The sequence below is a fragment of the Stenotrophomonas sp. 89682_Sma genome, assembly GCF_056481405.1.
This window is the reverse complement of record NZ_CM151147.1, coordinates 3,854,691-3,874,759: the sequence shown is the minus strand read 5'-3', so window position 1 is coordinate 3,874,759 and position 20,069 is coordinate 3,854,691. Positions and strand designations below refer to the sequence as shown.

Here is a 20,069-nt window from a genome sequence, read left to right as displayed (position 1 = left end):
GAATGGGGATTCCTGAATCCTGCCGACTGCCATGACCGCCGCTACCGATCCGCTGATCTCCCTTTCGCACTATTACCTGCCGGTCTACAAGCCCCGCCAGGTGGTACTGGAGCGAGGCCAGGGCGCCCGCGTGTGGGACAGCCAGGGCCGTGAGTTCATCGACCTGGCCGCTGGCATCGCCGTGTGCGGCCTGGGCCACAACGATCCGGACCTGGTGGCTGCGCTGGTCGAGCAGGCCGGCAAGCTCTGGCACACCAGCAACGTGTTCTACAGCGCGCCGCCGCTGCACCTGGCCGAGGAGCTGGTGAAGGCCAGCCGCTTCGCCGAGCGCGTGTTCCTGTGCAACTCCGGCGCCGAAGCCAACGAAGTGGCGATCAAGATGGTCCGCAAGTGGGCCTCCAGCCAGGGCCGCCCGGCCGACAAGCGGGTGATCATCACCTTCCGCGGCAGCTTCCACGGCCGCACCATGGGCGCGGTGACCGCCACCGCCCAGCCGAAGTACCAGGAAGGCTACGAGCCGCTGCCCGGTGGCTTCCGCTACATCGATTTCAACGATGAAGTGCAGCTGGAAACCGCGATGGCCGCCGGCGATGTGGCTGCAGTGATGCTGGAGCCGATCCAGGGCGAGGGCGGCGTGATGCCGGCCAAGTCCGGTTTCCTCAAGCGTGTGCGTGAGCTGTGCGACCAGCACAACGCGCTGCTGGTGCTGGATGAGATCCAGGCCGGCATGGGCCGCACCGGCACTCTGTTCGCGCACTGGCAGGACGACGTGGTGCCGGACATGGTCACCCTGGCCAAGGCGCTGGGTGGCGGCTTCCCGATCGGTGCGATGCTGGCCGGCCCGAAGGTGGCCGAGACCATGCAGTTCGGCGCGCACGGCACCACCTTCGGCGGCAACCCGCTGGCTGCTGCGGTGGCCCGCGTGGCACTGCGCAAGCTGGCCTCGGCGGAGATCGCCGCCAACGTCAGCCGCCAGTCGAAGGCGCTGCGCGATGGCTTTGCGCGCATCAATGAAGAATTCGGCGTGTTCAGCGACGTGCGTGGCCGTGGCCTGATGCTGGGCGCAGTGCTGAGCAAGGACTTTGCCGGCCAGGCTGGCGCGATCCTCGACCACGCCGCCGGGCAGGGCCTGTTGACCCTGCAGGCCGGCCCGGACGTGCTGCGCTTCGTGCCGTCGTTGAACATCACCGACGAAGAAGTGGCCGAAGGCCTGAAACGCCTGCGCGCGGCAATTGCTGCGTTCATCGCAGCGCGCTGACGCCGGCAGAGGCATCTGTAGAGCCGAGCCTACGCTCGGCTCATCGCGATGTCAGGCAACAGCAGCCGAGCATGGGCTCGGCTCTACAGCGCGTCACGTGATCCGATAGCGCTTCAACACCTTGCCCAGGCTGCGGCCATCGTGCACGGTTTCCGCATGCAGGCCGGCGGCGCGTGCACCGCGTACGTTGGCGAACAGGTCATCAACGAACAGCGTGTGTGCAGGCGCTGCATCGAGCATCTGCAGCGTGCGCAGGAACACCTCCGGCGCCGGTTTGCGCAGGCCGAAATCGGCGCTGCAGAACACGCGCCCCAGCAGGGCAGGGAACAGCTCCGGCAACAGAGAAGGCAACGCCTGCTTCATCAGCGCGCCATTGTTGGTCAGCACCGCTATCGGCAGCTGCAGGGCCTGCAGCCGTTGCAATACTGCTGGCTGCGGATGGCTGGCGGCTTGCCGCGCCGCGGTCCATGCAGCCACATCGACAGTCGTGCCCAGACGCTCCCCCAGCTGCGCCAGATAGGCCGGGCCATCCAGCGTGCCATTGTCATGCGCCGCTTCCAGTCCGCTGTCATACAGCGCGGCCTGCACGGCCTGCGTCGGAACCCCCAGCGCCTGCGCCAGGTGCAGTACACGCTGCGCGCGCTGGTACTGAACCAGCACGCCATCCACATCCAGCAGCAACAGATCGATCCGCATCGGCCGAGCATGCCATCGTGGCCGATGTGCGGAAACCCTGGAGTGCGCGTGCGACAGACGGTCGCAGACGCGGCCACAGGGGCCTGCCTAAAATGGCGCTTGAATCCGCAGGAGATGCAACGATGAAGGCTTGGAGGGTGGCAGTGGGAGTGGGCGCGCTGATGCTGGCGCCGTCGGCGATGGCGCGGGTGTGTGCAGTGAGCATCGACAGCACCGACCAGATGAGCTTCAGCAGCCGCGAGATCAAGGTCGCCGCCGACTGCACCGCCGTGGACCTGACCCTGCGCCACACCGGCAAGCTGGCCACTACCGCGATGGGCCACAACTGGGTGCTGACCCGCACCGCCGACTATCAGCCGGTGGCGATGGCCGGCATGCGCATGACCCTGGCCGAAAGCTACCTGCCGAAGGCCGACAAGCGCGTGCTGGCGCACACCAAGGTGATCGGCGGTGGCGAGACCACGCGCGTGCGTTTCTCGACCCAGGGTCTGCAGAAGGGCGGTGACTACACCTTCTTCTGCTCGTTCCCCGGCCACTTCGCGATGATGAAGGGCAAGTTCGTCTTCGGTTGATGCAGCCACGCATGGCGTGGCTCTACGGGTAGATCCACGCCATGCGTGGATGAAAAAAGGGGACGGAGGGGATCAAGTCGTTTATGCACAAACGACTTGATCCCCTCCGTCCCCTTTTTGTGCCAACCAAGGTTGGCACCTACCAGGGGTGTCTCAGCCCTTGGCGGCCTTGAACGCCACGCGCGCAGCGGCGAGGGTCGCCTCGATCACCGCATCGTCGTGCGCGCTGGACAGGAAGCCGGCCTCGTACGCCGACGGTGCCAGGAACACGCCCTGGTCCAGCATGGCGTGGAAGAAGCGGTTGAATGCCGGGATGTCGCAGGCGGTGGCCTGCGCATAGGTTTCCACCTTCTCACTGGTGAAGAACAGGCCGAACATCGCGCCCACGCGGGTGGTGGTCACCGCCACGCCGGCGTCGGCGGCAGCGGCTTCCAGGCCGGCGCACAGGCGCGCGGTGCGTTCGGCCAAGTCGGCGTGGAAACCCGGCTGCTGGATCAGCTCCAGCATCGCCAGGCCGGCCGCCATCGCCACCGGGTTGCCGCTCAGCGTGCCGGCCTGGTAGATCGGGCCGGCCGGAGCGATCTGCTGCATCAGCTCGCGACGGCCACCGTAGGCACCCACCGGCATGCCGCCGCCGATGATCTTGCCGAAGGTGGTCAGGTCCGGGGTGATGCCGTAGTGCGCCTGCGCACCGCCGAGGGCGACGCGGAAACCGGTCATCACCTCGTCGAAGATCAGCAGTGCGCCATGCTTCGTGCACAGTTCACGCAGGTGCTGCAGGTAGCCGTCGCGCGGCGGAATGCAGTTGGCGTTGCCGACCACCGGTTCGATGATCAGGCCGGCGATGTCGTCACCCTGCTGCTCGAACAGCGCGGTGGCAGCCTCGAAGTCGTTGTAGGGCAGGGTCAGGGTCAGTTCGCTCAGCCCGGCCGGGACGCCAGGCGAGGTCGGTACGCCCAGGGTCAGCATGCCGCTGCCGGCCTTGACCAGGAACGAGTCGCCGTGGCCGTGGTAGCAGCCTTCGAACTTGACGATGCGGTTGCGGCCGGTCGCACCGCGCGCCAGGCGGATCGCCGACAGCGTGGCTTCGGTGCCGGAGTTGACCATGCGCACCATCTCGCACGATGGCACCAGGCGGGTGATGGTTTCGGCCATGGTCACTTCGGCCGCGCACGGCGCGCCGAACGACAGGCCGTTGTCGATCGCCTTCTTCACCGCCTGGCGCACGGCCGGGTGGTTGTGGCCGACGATCATCGGGCCCCAGGAACCGACGTAGTCGATGTAGCGGTTGCCGTCGACGTCGTACAGGTAGGCGCCGTCGGCGCGCTCGACGAAGAACGGCTCGCCGCCGACCGACTTGAACGCACGTACCGGCGAATTGACGCCGCCCGGCAGCAGCTGCTGGGCACGGGAGAACAGGGCGTGGGACTGGTCGTGGTTCATGGGGCTTTCCTGGGCATTACGCGAACTGGGCGAGGTAGGCGCGCTGGGTCGCGACCGGGTCCGGTGCGGCATAGATACCGCTGACCACGGCCACCAGATCGGCGCCGGCGTCGATGATGGGACCGACATTGTCCGGCGTCAGGCCGCCGATCGCCACCCGCGGCACGCCCAGTGCGGCGCTTTGCCGCAGCAGGTCGGTATGGGCGCGGCTGGTGGTGATCTTGGTGGTCGTGGGGAAGAAGGCGCCGAAGGCCACGTAGCTGGCGCCGGCGGCGACGGCCTTTTCTGCATTGGCCAGCTGGTCGTAGCAGGAGGCGCCGATGATGGCGTCAGGGCCGAGCAGGGCGCGCGCGCTGGGAATGTCGCCGTCGGTGCCGCCCAGGTGCACGCCGGCTGCGCCCACGGCCTGGGCCAGCACCGGGTCGTCGTTGATGATCAGCGGTACACCGTAGTGTGCGCACAGCGCCTGCAGCGCGATCGCCTGCTCCTGCCGCAGCGCGTCGCTGGCGGTCTTGTTGCGGTACTGCAGCCAGGTGGCGCCGGCAGCCAGCAGCGGCGCGGTACGGGCCAGCAGGCGTGCGGTATCGGGCTCGTCCGGGGTGATCAGGTAGACGCCGCGGGGCGCCGGGGAAGCAGAAGTCATTGATGGCTACCGGTGCGTGGGCTGCAATGGGACAATGGCGGCCCGTGAATCCAGCCCCGATTATCCGATGAGCGACGCCAGCCCCACCACCCTGCGAACCTGGATGTGCGTGGTCTGCGGCTTCCTGTACAGCGAAGCGGAAGGCTTGCCGGAGGAGGGTATTGAGCCCGGGACGCGTTGGGAGGACATTCCCGAGACCTGGACCTGCCCGGACTGCGGGGTGACCAAGGCCGATTTCGAGATGGTCGAGGTCGACTGATCGCAAGGGTCGCCGGGCATGGCCCGGCGCTACCGGCGGGTGCGGACCGTTGGTCCACACACCGACTCCTTCAATGCAGCCGCGGCACCGGTCCACCCAGGTCGATCAGCTTCTCGCGCAGCCACTGCGCATCGCTGGCCTCGGGATTGCGCTTCAGGTACTGGCCCAGGTCATGGCGGGCACCGGCCAGGTACTCCAGCTGCAGGTAGGCCAGGCCGCGGTCGCGCAGGGCGTCGTCCTGCTCCGGGGCCAGCTTCAACAGGCGGTCGGCGCTGCGCGCGGCACGGTCCCATTCGCCGGCTTCGGCGTAGACACCATGCAGGTTGCGCAGCATGCGCATGAGGATGGCGCGCGCGGGGGCCGGGTCGAGGATCTGCGCCAGCACCTGGTCGTCGGGCATCTGCCCGCCCAGGTGTGATTTGGCGCGCTCGCGCAGTTCGTCCACGTCCAGTGGCCGGCCGCCATTGAACGGGTCCATCACCAGCACGCCGTCGTCCACCGGCAGGCGCACGAGGAAGTGACCGGGGAAGGACACGCCATCCAGTGGGATGCCCAGCCGGCGCGCGACTTCCATCTGCACAAGCGCCAACGAGATCGGGTTGCCCAGGCGCCGCTCGAACACCTGGTTGAGGTAGCTGTTGCGCGGGTCGTAATACTCGTCGTGGTCGCCGCTGTAGCCCAGCTCGTCGAACAGGTGGCGGTTGATCGCCGCCATCTTCAAGGGGCTGTTGTCGATGCTCTCCACTTCCGAGCGCAGGTGGTCGACATGGCTCTGGATCAGCGCGTCGTAGGTGGACGGCTGCAGATCGGGGTATTCATCGCGCGCGATCAGCAGCGCGGTCGGCAACAAGGGCAGCGCCTCGTCTTCGAGGTCGGCCAGTGCATCCCAGTCGGGGAGTGTGATCCGGTCCTGCATGACCACAGACTGGCGGCAATTGCAGGCGGTTTCAAGCGGTGTCGCGTGAATTCCTCATGTCATCGTTGCCCCATCCACGCATGGCGTGGATCTACCGCGGAAACTGACAGGGGGGCGGTGCGGGCTTGCAGGACCGCAGGCGCCATGGATGGCGCCTACCAGCCCCCAGGGATGGGTTTACGGCGTGTCCTGCAAGCCCACACCGCCCCGCCATCCTCGGTCGCCCAGCTTTTGCCTTTGATGTTGATTCGGCGGGTGCCGGGCGCAGCCCGGCAGAACCCTGTTACTCGATGCCGGGGCCGAAGGTCAGCGCGGTGCCGTCCTTCAGCTTCAGCTTCTCGGCCTGGCCCGCATTGAGCTCCAGCACGTACCGTGCCGGGCCACCGCTGGGATACGGCGGGCACATGTCGCCGGCCGAGCACGGCGGAACGTCGCGCTGCTGGCTGACCAGCCTGCGCTCGCTGTCGAAGTACAGGATGTCCAGCGCGATCTTCGTGTTCTTCATCCAGTACGCCTGCATTTCCTCGCGGTCGTGGATGAAAAGCATGCCGTGGTCGGCCGCCATCCGGTCGCGGAACATCAGCCCGCGCGCGCGGGTTTCATCGTTGGTGGCCAGCTCGACCTGGTAGCGGGCGCCATCCAGCTCGACCCAATGGCGGGCCGCGTCGGTGGCACAGCCGGCCAGGGCCAGCAGCGGGAGCATCAGCAGCGAACGCAACAGCGACATCGTCAGCATCCTTCAAAAGGGTCAGAGCACGGCCGGCGGCTCGCCACCGACGATCACCACATCGGCGCGGCGGCGTGCGAACAGGCCGACGCAGACCACGCCCGGCAGCTGGTTGAGTTCGCGCTCCAGCTTTTCCGGATCGGTGATCTGCAGGTTGTGGATATCCAGGATCTGGTTGCCGTTGTCGGTGACCACGCCTTCGCGCCAGGTCGGCTGGCCGCCGGTCATGTCGCGGATCTGGCGGGCGACCAGGCTGCGCGCCATCGGGATCACTTCCACCGGCAGCGGGAACTTGCCCAGCACCGGCACCTGCTTGCTCGGGTCGACGATGCAGATGAAGCGCTCGCTGGCCTCGGCGATGATCTTCTCGCGGGTCAGCGCGGCGCCGCCGCCCTTGATCAGGCACTTGTTCGGATCGCACTCATCGGCGCCGTCCACGTACAGCGACAGGTTGCCGCTGTGGTTCAGCTCGATCACCTCGATGCCGTGCTGCTTCAGGCGCGCGGTGCTCTGCTCGGAGCTGGACACGGCACCCTTGATGCGGTGCTGGATGCGGGCCAGCGCATCGATGAAATAGGCCACGGTGGAACCGGTGCCGACACCGACGATCATGCCGTCTTCAACGTACTCGATGGCTTTCTCGGCGGCCAGGCGCTTGGCTTCGGACATGGGAAGAACTCTCAGGCAGGGAATCAGGATTTCTTTTCCAGCGACAGCAGCAGCTTCCACTGCGCAGCGGTCACCGGGAACACCGACAGGCGGTTGCCTTTGGCAACCAGCGGGAAGCCCTCGCCGAGCTCTTCGGCGTGCAGCTTGATCTCGTCCAGCGCGATCACCTGCTTGAGCTTGCGGTCGAAGCCCACGTCCACCAGCATCCAGCGCGGGTTCTCGCGCGTGCTCTTGGGATCGTGGTAGTCGGATGTCGGGTCGAACTGGGTGTCGTCGGGGTAGGCCGGGCTGGCCACGGTGGCCAGGCCAACGATGCCCGGCACCTTGGTATTGGAGTGGTAGAACAGGATGCCGTCACCCACCTGCATGCCATCGCGCATGAAGTTGCGCGCCTGGTAGTTGCGCACCCCGTTCCAGGGTTCGACCTTGACCTTGGCCAGGTCATCGATGGAGAAGGCGTCCGGTTCGGACTTCATCAGCCAGTAGCGCTTGCGGGCGGTCATGCGTTCACGGGGGCAGCGGAGGGGAACAGGGTGCCGTCTTCGGTGCAGATCGCATCCACCGGCACGTCCCACGACGCCACCGGCAAGGACTCGACCTGCTGCACCGCGAACGCCGCACCGATCAGCCAGGGCGGCGCCGGCCGATCATGGCGGAAGGCGAAGCTGCGATCATACCAGCCGCCCCCCATGCCCAGCCGCCGGCACTGCGGGTCGAAGCCCACCAGCGGGGTCACCACCAGCGCCATCTGTCCTGGTTCCAGGGTGTCTTCCAGCGCCACGTCCGGTTCGGGAATGCCGTAGCGGTTGCTGGTCAGCGGCTGCCCCGGCCGCCACGGTGCGAAGCGCAGCACCTCACCGGCCAGCACCGGCAGGCAGTAGGTGAGGCCTTCGGGCAACTGCAACTGCCAGCGGTGCAGGGCGATCTCGCCATCCAGCGCCCAGTAGCCGGCCACGGCGCCTTCGCGTGGGGCGAACGGCAGCGCCAGCAGGGCATCGGCAAGCGATTCGGCGGCGGCGATGCGCGCAACGGCGGAAAGGTCGCGGCGGCGTTGCCGCAGGTCGTGGCGCAGGGCCTGGCGCGGGTCGGTCATGGCAGCGTGCGGCAAGGAACAGCCGTCATTGTGCCGCAAAGAACAAGGGCGACGCCCGAAGACGCCGCCCTTGCTGGAATATTGCATTCTCCGCAATGTCGATGCATGCGAAACGACCTTGAACCCGGGGGCTCAAGTGGGAACGCTGGAGAACCATCGGGCTTCCCGCTACAAGGCGGACCTGCACTCCCGGCGCTGTCGCGCTCCCGGTGTCGTTCTTAAGGGACAAGGCGAATGTTTGCACATGCCGTCGAGTACCGCAGAGAACGCGTGGCCATTATAGCCAGCGCGCAGGATCTGGATAGGCCGTTCGTCGGCAACAGTCCGTGCCAATTCAGATATGAGAAGACGCGTTGTGCACGATCTTCAGGCGTTGCCGTCGATGGCACGGTCCAGGCGCCGGTTCAGGTCGGCCAGCGTCTGCTGCAGGGCCACCGCCTGGCGGGCGTTCTCGTCGCGCAGCAGCTGCAGTTCGTGGGCCAGGTTCAGCGCGGCCAGTACGGCAACGCGATCAACCGCGGCCATGCGGTTGCTACCGCGGATCTCGCGCATGCGCGCATCCAGCAGGCGCGCGGCGGCCATCAGGCTGTCGCGTTCATCGCCACCGACGCCCACGGTGTATTCACGATCGAGGATGCGGACACTGACCGGTTCGGCGCTCATGTGTGCTGCTCCAGGGATTTGAGGCGGCTGATCATCGCTTCCACCCGCGAACGCGCCTGTTCGTTCTTGGCCAGCAGCGTCGAGCGCTCGGCCACCAGCTGTTCCTGCTGGTGGCGCAGGCTGCGGTTCTCCTCGGCCAGGCGCTGGTTGCGTTCAAGCAACGCTTCCACGCGGGCGGCGAAGTCCTGCAGCTGGGCAAGGGGATCGGCGGGTTCCATGCGGGCACGATAGGCAAGCCGGGTAAGGGCGGTCAAGCGTTGTCGCAGCAAGGCTGGACAGCTGCGGAGAGGATGCCGTCGGGTTGCTACACTACCGGGTCTCACGGGCGCGCGCGTGCGCGTCCCGGGTTTCCTTATCCGAACGAGCCGCACGATGACCGAACTTCCCTCCGTCGACGACGTTACCCGCGCCAGCCACGAACTGGGCCTGGGCGCCACCGCTGCCGAGCTGCATGGCGCGCTGTGCGGCTGGCTGGCCGCGGGCGGCGCCGCCGGCAACGACTGGCCGGCGCGCGTGCTGGCCGACGACAACCTGCCGCCTGTGGCCGCTGACAGCGTGCTGGGGCAGCTGCTGCAGGTCACCATCAAGCAGCTGGAAGACCGCGACTTCGCCTTCGAACTGCTGCTGACCGACACCGACGACGTGTCCGCGCAGGCCGATGCCATGTTCAGCTGGACCCGCTCGTTCCTGGGCGGCTTCGGCCTGGGCAGCGGCGGCCGCCGCCCGACCCTGTCCGAGGAAGGCGAAGAGGCGCTGACCGACATGGCCAGCCTGGCCCGTGCCTCCAGTGAGGATTTCGAGGCCGGTGGCGATGATGATGACGAAGCCCTGTCGGAGATCGAGGAATTCATCCGGGTGGCGGTGCTGCTGCTGCACGGCGACGTGGTGCTGGCCTCGCGCCATCGGCAGCGCCTGAACTGATGGATATCAAGCAGCGCACCGGCATCGCGGCCGGCGAATACAAGCGTCGCCGCCGCCAGCTGATGGACATGGCCGGCGAGGACGCGATCCTGGTGCTGCCGGCCGCGGCCGAGAAGGTGCGCAGCCTCGATACCCATTATCCATTCCGCCAGGATTCGGACTTCCAGTACCTGAGCGGCTTCCCGGAGCCGGAAGCGGTGCTGGTGTTGATCCCGGGCCGCCGCCACGGCGAGGCCATCCTGTTCTGCCGCGAGCGTGATGCCGAGCGCGAGGCCTGGGACGGCAGCCGCGCCGGCCAGGAAGGGGCGGTGGCGCAGTACGGCATGGACGATGCCTACCCGATCGACGATCTGGACGACATCCTGCCGGGCCTGCTGGAAGGGCGCTCGCGCGTCTACTACCACTTCGGCCGCGATGCCGACTTCGACCTGAAACTGATCGGCTGGGTCAACCGCGTGCGTTCGCAGGTGCGCCATGGTGCCCAGCCGCCGCATGAGTTCCTGGAACTGGGCCATCTGCTGCATGAGCAGCGCCTGTTCAAGTCGGGCGCGGAAGTCGCGTTGATGCACCACGCCGCGCAGATCAGCGTGCGTGCGCATCTGGCTGCGATGCAGGTGGCCAAGGCAGGTATCCACGAATACGAACTGCAGGCCGAGCTGGAGCGTGTGTTCCGCGCCAACGATGCCGTGCCGGCGTACTGCAGCATCGTCGGCGCCGGCCGCAACGGCTGCATCCTGCATTACCGCGACAACAACGCGCGTTCGCGCGATGGTGAGCTGGTGCTGATCGATGCCGGTGCCGAGTACCGCGGCTATGCCAGCGACATCACCCGCACCTTCCCGGTGAATGGTCGCTTCAGTGCCGAGCAGCGCGCGCTGCACGATCTGGTGGGCGAGGCGCAGGCCGCGGCGCTGGCGCAGGCCAAGCCGGGCGTGCCGTACGAGGCCGGCCACCTCGCCGCCGTGCAGACCCTGACCGAGGGCCTGCTGCGGCTGGGCCTGCTGAAGGGCACGTTGGAAAAGAACCTGTCCGAAGGCCTGTACCAGCGCTTCTACCGGCACAAGACCGGGCACTGGATCGGCATGGACGTGCACGACGTGGGCGATTACCGCCTGGCGGGCGACTCGCGCCTGCTGGAGCCGGGCATGGCGTTCACCATCGAGCCGGGGCTGTATGTCGGCGTGGATGACACGACGGTGGAACCGCGCTGGCGCGGTATCGGTATCCGTACCGAGGATGATGTGCTGATCACCGACGAGGGCCATCGGGTGCTGACCGAAGGCCTGGCGCGCAGTGCCGACGAGATCGAAGCGGTGATGGCGGGGTAAGGGGTTTCGGCAGGGCTTGCAGCCCTGCACCTGCTCAATGCAACGGCAACGGCAAAAGCCAGAGCGGCATTCCGTGGGATGGCGGGGCGGTGTGGGTGGTCAGGACACGCCGTAAACCCATCCATGGGGGCTCGATGGCGCCATCCATGGCGCCAACGGTCCTGCGCACCCACACCGCCCCACCTCTGACAGATTCCTGCGGCTGTTGGTGGGTGCCGACCGTTGGTCGGCACATCTGTCAGATATCGAATGAATCATCCACGCATGGCGTGGATCTACTGGCAATTGCGGCTGTTGGCACGCGCGGCTGTTGGTGGGTGTCGACCTTGGTCGACACAGAGCGAGCGCAGCGAGCGACCCGCTTTTGCTTTTCTTTTTTCTTTTCCGTGGTTGGACGCGCACGGAAACCGTCAGAGGTGGGGCGGGGTGGGTTCGCGGGGGTGTCCGCGGCATGGATGCCGCGGCCAAGCCCCCATGGACGGGTTCACGGCGTCCCCCGCGAACCCATCCCGCCCCGCCAAGCGCGCATCACGCATGATGCCAGTCGACTAACTGTGATCTCTCTGTACGTTGTTCATCCGGGGCATCTTTGGAAAATGGTGGTTACCACACCGTTCCAGCCCCCAAAGAGCCCGGATGAACAATCATAAAAATGCCCGTTTGACGACGTTTAGTCGAGCGCTTCTGGTCCACCGTATCCTCCACGAGGGCTTACGCCCGGAAGAAGCAGCTCAAGCGTGTGGCGTAAGTGTGCGTACGGCCTACAAGTGGCTGGCCCGATTCCGCCAGTTCGGGGCACCGGGGCTGGAAAACCGCAGCTCACGGCCTCACCAGACGCCGCATGCCACACCTGCTCCGGTAGTCGAGCAGATCAAGGAGCATCGCCGTAAGCGGCAGACCTACCTGACCATCTCCAAGGCGCTGGGGGTCGGCCACAGTACGATTTCAAGGCTGATGCGCGCCCACGGCCTCAATCGGCTGTGTCGGCTTGATCCGCCCAAGGAGGTCATCCGATACGAATACGATCAGCCCGGAGGGCTGCTGCACCTGGACATCAAGAAGCTGGGCAACTTCCAGCGGCCAGGGCACAGAACCGATGCCAAACGCCGGGGAAATACCGCTGGCGGTGGCTGGGGCTACGTCCACGTGGCCATTGACGATCACTCCCGGGTCGCCTTCAGCAGCGTCCACCCCAACGAACAGGGCGAAACCGCCTGCCAGGCGTTGCTGGGCGCTCTGGAGTACTACGCCAGCCTGGGAATCACCTTCAAGCGGATCCTGACCGACAACGGTGCCTGCTATCGCTCCACCGCCTTTGCCAAGCTGCTCAAATCCCTTGGGATCAAGCACATCAGAACCAAGCCCTACACGCCGCGGACCAATGGCAAAGCCGAGCGCTTCATCCAGACCAGCCTGCGCGAGTGGGCTTACGCCTGCGAGTACGCATCCTCGGACCAGCGCAATTCCGTGTTGAGCCAATGGCTGCACCACTACAACTGGCACCGTCCCCATATGGCGATCGGCGGCCAGCCACCTATCTCCAGAGTGCCGCTGAACAACGTAGTGGGTTTACACAACTAACAGTCGACTCTACCTGTGTGGCCAACCACGAGGGGCTCAGCCGTTCGCCGCCGCAAACTCCGGCCGCGTCAGGTTGTCCGCCTCGCCATCAGTGCACAGCACTTCGTCTTCGATGCGGATGCCGCCATACGGGCGGAAGAAGTCGACGCGGTCCCAGTTGATCGCATCGCCATGGCCGGCGTCCTTCACTTCGTTCAACAGCATGTCGATGAAGTACAGGCCCGGTTCGATGGTCACCACCATGCCCGGCTCCAGCACGCGGGTCAGGCGCAGGTAGGGATGACCGGCCGGGCGCTCGATGCGGCCACCTTCGTCGCTGGCGGCGAAGCCGGCCACGTCATGCACCTGCAGGCCGATCAGGTGACCGATGCCGTGCGGGAAGAACGCGGCGCTGACGCCGGTTTCCAGCGCAGTCTGCGGCGAAACCTTGATCACGCCGAAGTCCTTCAGCACGCCCATCAGCGAAACATGTGCATCCACATGCAGCTGCTTGTAGTCGAAGCCCGGGCGAACTGCTGCGCACATCTGCTGCTGGGCGGCGTCGACGGCGGCGATCATCGCGGCGAATTCGTCGTGGCCGTGCGCGGCGTACGTGCGGGTGATGTCACTGGCATAGCCGTGCGCGCTGGCGCCGGCGTCGATCAGGAAGCTGCGCAGTGGCTGCGGTGCCTTGCGGCCCAGCTCGGTGTAGTGCAGCACCGCAGCATGCTCGTTCAGGGCCACGATGTTGCCGTAGGGCAGTTCGTTGGCATCCTGGCCGACGGCCTGGCAATAGGCCATGTGGATGCTGAATTCGTCGGCGCCATTGCGGAACGCGGCTTCGGCGGCACGGTGGCCGCGCACGCCCAGCACCTGCGCCTGGCGCATCAGCGCGATTTCATACGGCGTCTTGCTGCCGCGGTGCCATTCCAGGTAGTTCACCACCGGCGCCGGGTTGTTCGGCACGAAGGCACCCAGTGCGCTCTGCGGCTCGCCCAGGATCGCGCAGCGCGCCGCATCGGCCGGCAGCAGGGCCAGCGCCTCTTCGGGCTTGCGGATGATGTGGATATCGAAGTGCTCGACCCACCAGCCGCTGGGCGCGTCCGGCACCACGTGCCAGTAGTCGAAGGGTTGGTGGAAGATCACCGCCGGGCGCTTGCCCGGGGTGAACACGATCCAGCTGTTGGGCACGCGGGTGAGCGGCAGCCACGCCTTGAACTGAGGATTTACCGCGTAGGGGTAGTCGCGATCATCGAACATTTGGTAATGCAGGGTGCCGCTGGGCACCACCAGGTGGTCGAAGCCACCGCGGGCCAGCGCCTGTTCGGCGCGTCGGCACAGCACGGCCAGGTGGTCGGAATACAGGGCGCCGGGGTCTTGCTGGATCATTGCGGTGGCTCGACACGGAAAACGGCCCTAGATTCTGCCGCATACCGCAGAAAACCGCTGTGCCGGAACCGGCACTCAGGCCGTCGAAACCGGTCCCTCATCGCTGTCCTCGCCTACCCACTGCCGCAGCAGCTGCCGATGTTCGCGCGACAGGGTAAGGAAGCGGAAGCCGGTCCAGCTCTGCCCAGGGGCGTGCGCAGGCTCGCTCCACAGCAGGTGCACGCCCACGTCGATGGCCTCCTGGCGGCCGTCGCCCATCGGCAACGGGAAACGCAGCTGGTACAGCGCGTCCTCGCGCAATGGCGTACTGGCCAGCATCAGCATGCCGGTTTCGGACACGTTGCCAAGGCGACCGACCACGCAGTCGCGCATCTGGTCGGTGACCGGTACCAGGTCCGAGACCTGGCGGCGTGGTGCGCGACGGGTGTCCTGGGGCGGTTGGGTGTTCATGCGGATGTCTCCCCGGCGTGGCCGTCGGCCAGTGCACGCAGTGCGTCGAGGCTGGCCTGCCAGGCGCGATCAACCAGCCGCCCCTTGTCTTCGGTGACCAGCTGCGCGCGGCCCGCGCTGATCTGCCGGGCCAGCGTATCCAGGTCGGTATCGGCGATCTTCTGTCCGCGCGGATTGACGAACAGGGCATGGCCGGTCAGCAGGCTGTACCAGGACAGGCGCTGGCGGCGCAGCGTGCCAGCGCCATTGTCGATGTCGAACCAGCTGCCGAACGGCAGCGCGGACAGCTGCTGGTAAGCGGCTTCCTCGGCGGCGTTGCGCGGGCTGGACGGTGCGGTGGTGGTGGGCCCGGCCTGTTCTCCCAGCCGCGCGCGCGCCTTCAGGCGCGCACTGAGCTCGGTACGCGAGGTGCTGTCATCCTCGCCGCCGGGCGTGGCCAGCCTGCGCGCGACCGCAGCGGCTTCCTCGGCGTGGTAGCCCACCTGCACCAGCGCGGCTTCCACATCGGCGGCCAGCGCGGCATCGGTGCCACCGGGGGCATCCACGGCCTGCGCGGTCACCGCTGCAATGCGCTGGGTCTGTTGCAGGCGCTCCTGCCATTGCGGTGAATCATCGCCGTGGCGCAGGCGGGTCAGGGTGAGGGCATCGGCCCAGGCCTGGCGCAGCAGCGTCTGCACGAAGCGCGGCGGTGACTGCGCATCACAGCACTGGTCAATCTGTGCATTGGCCTGGCGCCGGGCCAGTTCCAGGCGTTCCTTGCCGCGCGCGGCTTCGACGTGGCGGCGCTCGGCCAGCTCGGCGCGGTGAACTGCCGCACGCTGGTGCTGCTGCACGTCCTCGCTGGCGGTGGCGAAGGCTTCCGGGGTACGGACGTCCTGGCCCAGCAGGCCCTGCACGCTCTGCGCCATGCGCTGCAGCAGCTGCGGATCGACATCATCATCGCCCAGCCAGCTGGCGCCGGCTTCGGCGACCTGGTTGAGCAGTTCGCGGGCGGGGTGCTCGTCACGCACGAAGAAGCCGGGGTCAGCCATGGCGGCGCGCGCCAGTGGCACCTGCAGGCGTGCCAGCAGGGCCGCCGGCACCGGGTCTGGGCGTTGCTGCTGCTGCACCTGCTGCATCAGCAGGCGCAGCAGGTCGAGGTTGTCACGGTCATGGCTGCCGAGCTGCGCCTGTGCGCCATGTTCGCTGCGCAGCTGGGCGACAACGGCCGCCTGCAGATCGGCAACGCCGGTGGCGGCGCTGGACTGGGCCTGCAGTCGCGCGAGTACGGCATCCACGGCGGCGCTGGGCACGGCGACGCTCTGCGCGGGCGCTGCGCTGGCCTGCCGGGCCTGCTGCAGCAGTTCATGCAGGGCGCTGCCGGCGGAGGTGGTCAGCCCGGGGGTGGCCGAGCCGACGCTACCACTGTCGCTGACCGCATCCTGCAGCAGGTTCGACCACGAGCCGGAGGGAGCCGGCCCGTTCCAGCCGGTCAGCGGCGCTGCGGTACGTTTGGCGGGCTGTGTCGCGCGGCCACCACCCACTGACTGGGTGATGATGCGCCGCGTGCTTGCCGAACGTGCCAGGTAAGGGGTGTAGACCAGCCCGGGCAGGACGCCCTGCTGGGACAGCAGGGCGTTGGCGCGATCGAGTACATCGCCCAGGCGCTCCAGTACCTGGCGTTCGAAGCTGCGGTACAGCGCCAGCTGCACTTCGGTGCTGAGGCCGTCCTGTTCGGCCAGCCTGCGCACCATTGCACACAAGGCCTGCGGTGCAAGGGGCAGGGCGTCGGTCTCGAATGCCGGCGCAGCGGCGAGTACGCCCAACCGCTGGCCCAGCAGGTTCAGCGAGTTGGTTGAACGCAGGGTTTCACGCCGCACCATCTCGGTCAGCAGCAGATCGCGATCGACATCGTGTTCGGCGACCAGGGACAGGCCCAGCATGCCGGGCAGCGGTGGTGGCGTGGAAAGCACCGGCGCCGCCGCCGCAGGGTCACGCAGGCGTGCCAGGGATTCGGCGACTGCGTCGAGCATGCGATCAGGGAAATGGCCAGCGAAGGCATGCAACTGGCCGCGCTGGGCCATCAGGTCCGCCTGCTGCATGGGATTGCGCGCGCGATCCGCGTCGTGCAGCAGCGCTTGTTCCAGCGCTTCTACGGTCAGGATCAGAGGCGCGGCCAGGGTCTGCCGGCAGAGGCCGATCAACGCGCCCAGCAGTTCGCGCACCCGCGGCGGCAGGTCGGCTGCAGCCAGGCGGGCTTTGTCGGCAGGGGTTGGAGAAAAGACAGCTGACATCTGCGAGCGGTACCCGGATTCCCGCGGATCGATCTGGTGAATCTACCGTGTCGGCCGATGTCGGCGCTACTTTAGGCTGAACGTGAATCACATGCGCCGGGCATGGCCCTGATGTGCGGTAGTGCCGGCCGCTGGCCGGCAGCTCGATCTGCACCGGATTGCCGGCCAGCGGCCGGCGCTGCCCTCTGTCCAGCGAGGATCAATCGTCCAGGAACAGGCTCACCACATCGTTGGTGAAGCGGCGGCCCAGTTCGGTCGGCTGCACATGGCCATCGGCCAGCTGCAGCCAGCCGCGCTGGACGGCCTCGGCCAGTGGTGCGTCCAGCACGCTGCGCGGCAGCCCGGTACGCGATTCGAAATCGCGCAGGCTGAAACCTTCGTGCAGGCGCAGCAGGTTCAGCATGTACTCGAACGGCAGCCGCTCCGGCGCGATCACGTCGGAGCCACCGAACGAGGCCGGGGTACCCGCGCTGTCCAGGTAGGCCTGCGGGTGCTTCAGCTTCCAGCGCCGCAGCACGTGTTCCTCTGCACCGGAACTGATCTTGCCGTGCGCACCGGCACCGATGCCCAGGTAATCGCCGAAGCGCCAGTAGTTCAGGTTGTGCGCGCTCTGTCGGCCGGGTCGCGCGTAGGCGCTGACCTCGTACTGGCCGAAACCGGCCTGCGCCAGCAGCGCCTGGCAGTGTTCCTGCATGTCCCAAGCGTTGTCTTCATCGGGAATGCCCTGCGGTGGGCGCGCGAAGAACACCGTGTTCGGTTCCAGGGTCAGCTGGTAATGCGAGATGTGCGCCGGCTGCAGCGCGAAGGCGCGCTCCAGGTCGGCCTCGGCACCGGCCAGGGTCTGTTCCGGCAGCGCGTACATCAGGTCGATGTTGAAGTTGTCGTAGCCCGCGTCCTGCGCCATCTTCACCGCGCGCTCGGCTTCGCCACTGTCGTGGATGCGGCCCAGGCGCTTGAGCATCGCGTCGTCGAAACTCTGGATGCCGAAGCTGAGGCGGTTCACGCCGGCCGCGCGATAGCGGTCGAAACGGCCGTGCTCGGCGGTGCCCGGGTTGGTCTCCAGGGTGATCTCGGCATTGGGCGCGAAGCGCAGGCGCGCGCTGGCCTGCTGCAGGAAGCGGTCGATCGCTTCCGGCGGGAACAGACTGGGTGTACCGCCGCCAAAGAATACGCTGTGCACCACCCGGCCCCAGACCAGCGGCAGGTCCTGGTCCAGGTCACGCAGCAGCGCGTCGATGTAGCCATCGAACGGCAGCTCGCCCTTGGCCTGGTGCGAATTGAAATCGCAGTAAGGGCATTTGCGCACGCACCACGGCAGGTGCACGTACAGCGACAGCGGCGGCGGCACCAGCCGCGGTGGGCTGTCGTGGTCAGCGGAGCAGGCTTCGCCGGGCAGGTGGTTGCAGTGGTCGTGGGCGTGCGGCATGGGCTTCTTCGGTAGTGCCGGCCGCTGGCCGGCTTCCCTGGTTCGATCGGGTGGCGTCAGTACAGCGTCGCCAGCTGTTGCTTGAGCTGCTGCAGGGCGAGGGCGCGGTGGCTGATGGCGTTCTTCAGCGCCGGCTCCATTTCCGCGGCGGTCAGGCCGTGGGTGGTGTCCAGGAATACCGGGTTGTAGCCGAATCCATTCGTGCCGCGCAGTTCGCGGATGATCTGGCCTTCCCAGCGGCCTTCGCAGATCAGCGGCTGCGGGTCGGTGGCGTGGCGCAGCAGCACGATCACCGCATAGAACCGGGCGCTGCGCTGGCCGTCGGGAACATCGGCCATCGCGTCCAGCAGCTTGGCGTTGTTGGCCGCCGCGTTGGTCGGGTGACCGGCATAGCGCGCGCTGTACAGGCCCGGCGCACCGCCGAGGGCATCGACGATCAGGCCCGAATCATCGGCCAGCGCCGGCAGGCCGGTCGCTTCGCAGGCGGCGCGCGCCTTCAGCAGCGCGTTCTCGACGAAGGTCAGGCCGGTTTCTTCCACGTCACCCAGGCCGAGTTCGGCGGCCGAGGTGATCTGCAGCGGCAGGTCGGCGAGGATCTCCTGCATCTCCACCAGCTTGCCGGCGTTGTGGCTGGCCAGTACCAGTTTCTTCATTGACGGGGCTCCAGCAGGTCCCAGGTGTTGCCATACAGATCGCGGAACACCGCAACCGTTGCATAGGGTTCTTCGCGCGGCGCTTCCAGGAACTCGACGCCGGCGGCCAGCATCGCCGCGTGGTCGCGGTGGAAGTCATCGGTGTTGAGGAAGAAGGCGACCCGGCCACCGGTCTGATTGCCGATGCGGCTGCGCTGCTCCTCATTGCTGGCACGGGCCAGCAGCAGCGCGGCGGCGCTGCCGTCGGTCGGGCCGACCACCACCCAGCGCTTGTGGCCCTGGTCGATGTCTTCCAGCAGCACGAAGCCGAGCTTGCCGGTGTACCACGCGATGGCTTCGTCGTAATCGGCCACCACCAGGGTGGTCAGGGCGATGCGGCGGTTCATGTCGACAGCGCCGCCTGCTGTGCGGCCAGCAGTTCGCCCACGCCCTTTTCGGCCAGGCCCAGCAGCGCGTCCAGTTCATCGCGGCGGAAGGCGTGCCCTTCGGCAGTGCCCTGCAGCTCGATGAAGCCGCCGCCGTCGTTCATCACCACGTTCATGTCGGTGTCGCAGTCGCTGTCTTCGGCGTAGTCCAGGTCCAGCACCGGGGTGCCGCGGTACACGCCCACCGACACGGCGGCCACCGCGCCCAGGATCGGATTGCGCTTGATGTCGCCGCGCTTCATCAGCACGTTCACCGCATCGACCAGGGCCACGTAGGCGCCGGTGATGGCGGCGGTGCGGGTGCCGCCGTCGGCCTGCAGCACGTCGCAGTCCAGGGTGATGGTGCGTTCGCCCAGCGCATTGCGGTCCACGCAGGCGCGCAGGCTGCGGCCGATCAGGCGCTGGATCTCCAGCGTACGGCCACCCTGCTTGCCACGGGCCGCTTCACGGTCACTGCGGGTGTGGGTGGCGCGCGGCAGCATGCCGTACTCGGCGGTGACCCAGCCTTCGCCCTTGCCGCGCAGGAAGCCCGGCACGCGGTTCTCGACGCTGGCGGTGCACAGCACGCGGGTTTCGCCGAAGCACACCAGCACCGAACCTTCGGCGTGGCGGGTGAAGCCGCGTTGGATGACGACCGGGCGGAGCTGGTCGGGCTGGCGGCCGCTGGGGCGGGAATCGGACATGGTGCGGGTTCCGTAATGGCGA

General features: G+C 67.3%; 23 protein-coding genes and 1 other RNA gene. 6 read left to right on the top strand and 18 right to left on the bottom strand.

Going from position 1 to position 20,069, the window contains the following annotated elements:
• Positions 1–31 precede the first annotated feature (31 nt).
• Entirely contained in the window at positions 32–1,258 is a 1,227-nt protein-coding gene (locus ACZK29_RS17915; protein WP_111202745.1) for an acetylornithine transaminase, read from the top strand.
• A 93-nt stretch (positions 1,259–1,351) separates the two neighbouring features.
• On the opposite strand, the gene ACZK29_RS17910 is transcribed toward ACZK29_RS17915, so the two are convergent.
• A complete protein-coding gene (locus tag ACZK29_RS17910; protein WP_111202744.1) occupies positions 1,352–1,954 on the bottom strand; it encodes an HAD-IA family hydrolase in 603 nt (200 codons plus the stop codon).
• 122 nt (positions 1,955–2,076) lie between these two features.
• Between ACZK29_RS17910 and azu the strand changes: the two genes are divergently transcribed.
• Positions 2,077–2,526: an azurin gene (gene azu, locus ACZK29_RS17905; RefSeq protein ID WP_478446314.1), complete on the top strand. Its 450-nt coding sequence runs from the start codon at positions 2,077–2,079 to the stop codon at positions 2,524–2,526.
• A gap of 153 nt (positions 2,527–2,679) precedes the next feature.
• Here the strand turns inward: azu and hemL are convergent, their stop codons facing one another.
• A complete protein-coding gene (gene hemL / locus ACZK29_RS17900) occupies positions 2,680–3,969 on the bottom strand; it encodes a glutamate-1-semialdehyde 2,1-aminomutase (protein ID WP_111202742.1) in 1,290 nt (429 codons plus the stop codon).
• 16 nt (positions 3,970–3,985) lie between these two features.
• Positions 3,986–4,612, bottom strand: coding sequence for a thiamine phosphate synthase (thiE, locus tag ACZK29_RS17895; RefSeq protein ID WP_106551420.1), 627 nt, complete (start codon positions 4,610–4,612; stop codon positions 3,986–3,988).
• Positions 4,613–4,679: 67 nt separating this feature from the next.
• On the opposite strand from thiE, the gene ACZK29_RS17890 reads away from it, so the two are divergent.
• On the top strand, positions 4,680–4,871 hold the full coding sequence (locus tag ACZK29_RS17890; protein WP_012481171.1) for a rubredoxin: 192 nt from the start codon (positions 4,680–4,682) through the stop codon (positions 4,869–4,871).
• A 70-nt stretch (positions 4,872–4,941) separates the two neighbouring features.
• Here the strand turns inward: ACZK29_RS17890 and ACZK29_RS17885 are convergent, their stop codons facing one another.
• The 8 genes from ACZK29_RS17885 to ACZK29_RS17850 form a co-directional block, all read right to left on the bottom strand.
• Entirely contained in the window at positions 4,942–5,787 is an 846-nt protein-coding gene (locus ACZK29_RS17885; protein ID WP_005410904.1) for a SirB1 family protein, read from the bottom strand.
• Between the two features lie 283 nt (positions 5,788–6,070).
• Positions 6,071–6,514, bottom strand: a complete 444-nt coding sequence (locus tag ACZK29_RS17880; protein WP_111202741.1) for a DUF192 domain-containing protein — start codon at positions 6,512–6,514, stop codon at positions 6,071–6,073.
• A gap of 21 nt (positions 6,515–6,535) precedes the next feature.
• Positions 6,536–7,183, bottom strand: a complete 648-nt coding sequence (rpiA, locus tag ACZK29_RS17875; RefSeq protein ID WP_111202740.1) for a ribose-5-phosphate isomerase RpiA — start codon at positions 7,181–7,183, stop codon at positions 6,536–6,538.
• Positions 7,184–7,206: 23 nt separating this feature from the next.
• Entirely contained in the window at positions 7,207–7,686 is a 480-nt protein-coding gene (locus tag ACZK29_RS17870; protein ID WP_099552957.1) for an EVE domain-containing protein, read from the bottom strand.
• Positions 7,683–8,276: a 5-formyltetrahydrofolate cyclo-ligase gene (locus tag ACZK29_RS17865; protein WP_111202739.1), complete on the bottom strand. Its 594-nt coding sequence runs from the start codon at positions 8,274–8,276 to the stop codon at positions 7,683–7,685. The genes ACZK29_RS17870 and ACZK29_RS17865 overlap by 4 nt, the downstream gene beginning before the upstream one ends.
• Before the next feature lie 83 nt (positions 8,277–8,359).
• Positions 8,360–8,545, bottom strand: a non-coding RNA gene (gene ssrS, locus ACZK29_RS17860) — 6S RNA.
• Between the two features lie 97 nt (positions 8,546–8,642).
• Positions 8,643–8,939 (bottom strand): cell division protein ZapA, encoded by a 297-nt coding sequence (locus tag ACZK29_RS17855; protein ID WP_010484026.1) that lies wholly within the window; start codon positions 8,937–8,939, stop codon positions 8,643–8,645.
• The gene (locus ACZK29_RS17850) at positions 8,936–9,157 is read right to left on the bottom strand and encodes a TIGR02449 family protein (protein ID WP_005410898.1); all 222 of its coding nucleotides are present in this window, start codon (positions 9,155–9,157) and stop codon (positions 8,936–8,938) included. Before ACZK29_RS17850 ends, ACZK29_RS17855 begins: the two co-directional genes overlap by 4 nt.
• A 154-nt stretch (positions 9,158–9,311) precedes the next feature.
• On the opposite strand from ACZK29_RS17850, the gene ACZK29_RS17845 reads away from it, so the two are divergent.
• From ACZK29_RS17845 to ACZK29_RS17835, 3 genes are all read left to right on the top strand, one after another.
• Positions 9,312–9,860 carry a UPF0149 family protein gene (locus tag ACZK29_RS17845; RefSeq protein WP_478446313.1) on the top strand — a complete coding sequence of 183 codons (549 nt, stop codon included), beginning with the start codon at positions 9,312–9,314 and terminating at the stop codon, positions 9,858–9,860.
• 5 nt (positions 9,861–9,865) lie between these two features.
• Positions 9,866–11,188 (top strand): aminopeptidase P N-terminal domain-containing protein, encoded by a 1,323-nt coding sequence (locus ACZK29_RS17840; RefSeq protein WP_204301840.1) that lies wholly within the window; start codon positions 9,866–9,868, stop codon positions 11,186–11,188.
• Positions 11,189–11,824: 636 nt separating this feature from the next.
• Positions 11,825–12,769 carry an IS481-like element ISStma3 family transposase gene (locus ACZK29_RS17835; protein ID WP_478446312.1) on the top strand — a complete coding sequence of 315 codons (945 nt, stop codon included), beginning with the start codon at positions 11,825–11,827 and terminating at the stop codon, positions 12,767–12,769.
• A gap of 36 nt (positions 12,770–12,805) precedes the next feature.
• Here ACZK29_RS17835 and pepQ read toward each other — a convergent pair whose 3' ends face one another.
• From pepQ to rph, 7 genes are all read right to left on the bottom strand, one after another.
• A complete protein-coding gene (gene pepQ, locus ACZK29_RS17830; RefSeq protein WP_459048076.1) occupies positions 12,806–14,137 on the bottom strand; it encodes a Xaa-Pro dipeptidase in 1,332 nt (443 codons plus the stop codon).
• Between the two features lie 75 nt (positions 14,138–14,212).
• Complete coding sequence (locus ACZK29_RS17825; RefSeq protein ID WP_049426705.1) at positions 14,213–14,587, bottom strand: PilZ domain-containing protein; 375 nt, start codon at positions 14,585–14,587, stop codon at positions 14,213–14,215.
• Positions 14,584–16,860: a DUF1631 family protein gene (locus ACZK29_RS17820; protein WP_111202677.1), complete on the bottom strand. Its 2,277-nt coding sequence runs from the start codon at positions 16,858–16,860 to the stop codon at positions 14,584–14,586. The genes ACZK29_RS17825 and ACZK29_RS17820 overlap by 4 nt, the downstream gene beginning before the upstream one ends.
• A 199-nt stretch (positions 16,861–17,059) precedes the next feature.
• Positions 17,060–18,286 carry a radical SAM family heme chaperone HemW gene (gene hemW / locus ACZK29_RS17815; protein ID WP_478446311.1) on the bottom strand — a complete coding sequence of 409 codons (1,227 nt, stop codon included), beginning with the start codon at positions 18,284–18,286 and terminating at the stop codon, positions 17,060–17,062.
• Between the two features lie 56 nt (positions 18,287–18,342).
• Complete coding sequence (rdgB, locus tag ACZK29_RS17810; protein ID WP_111202675.1) at positions 18,343–18,939, bottom strand: RdgB/HAM1 family non-canonical purine NTP pyrophosphatase; 597 nt, start codon at positions 18,937–18,939, stop codon at positions 18,343–18,345.
• Positions 18,936–19,325: a VOC family protein gene (locus tag ACZK29_RS17805; protein ID WP_111202674.1), complete on the bottom strand. Its 390-nt coding sequence runs from the start codon at positions 19,323–19,325 to the stop codon at positions 18,936–18,938. The genes rdgB and ACZK29_RS17805 overlap by 4 nt, the downstream gene beginning before the upstream one ends.
• Positions 19,322–20,047, bottom strand: coding sequence for a ribonuclease PH (gene rph, locus ACZK29_RS17800; protein ID WP_164147375.1), 726 nt, complete (start codon positions 20,045–20,047; stop codon positions 19,322–19,324). The genes ACZK29_RS17805 and rph overlap by 4 nt, the downstream gene beginning before the upstream one ends.
• Positions 20,048–20,069 lie beyond the last annotated feature (22 nt).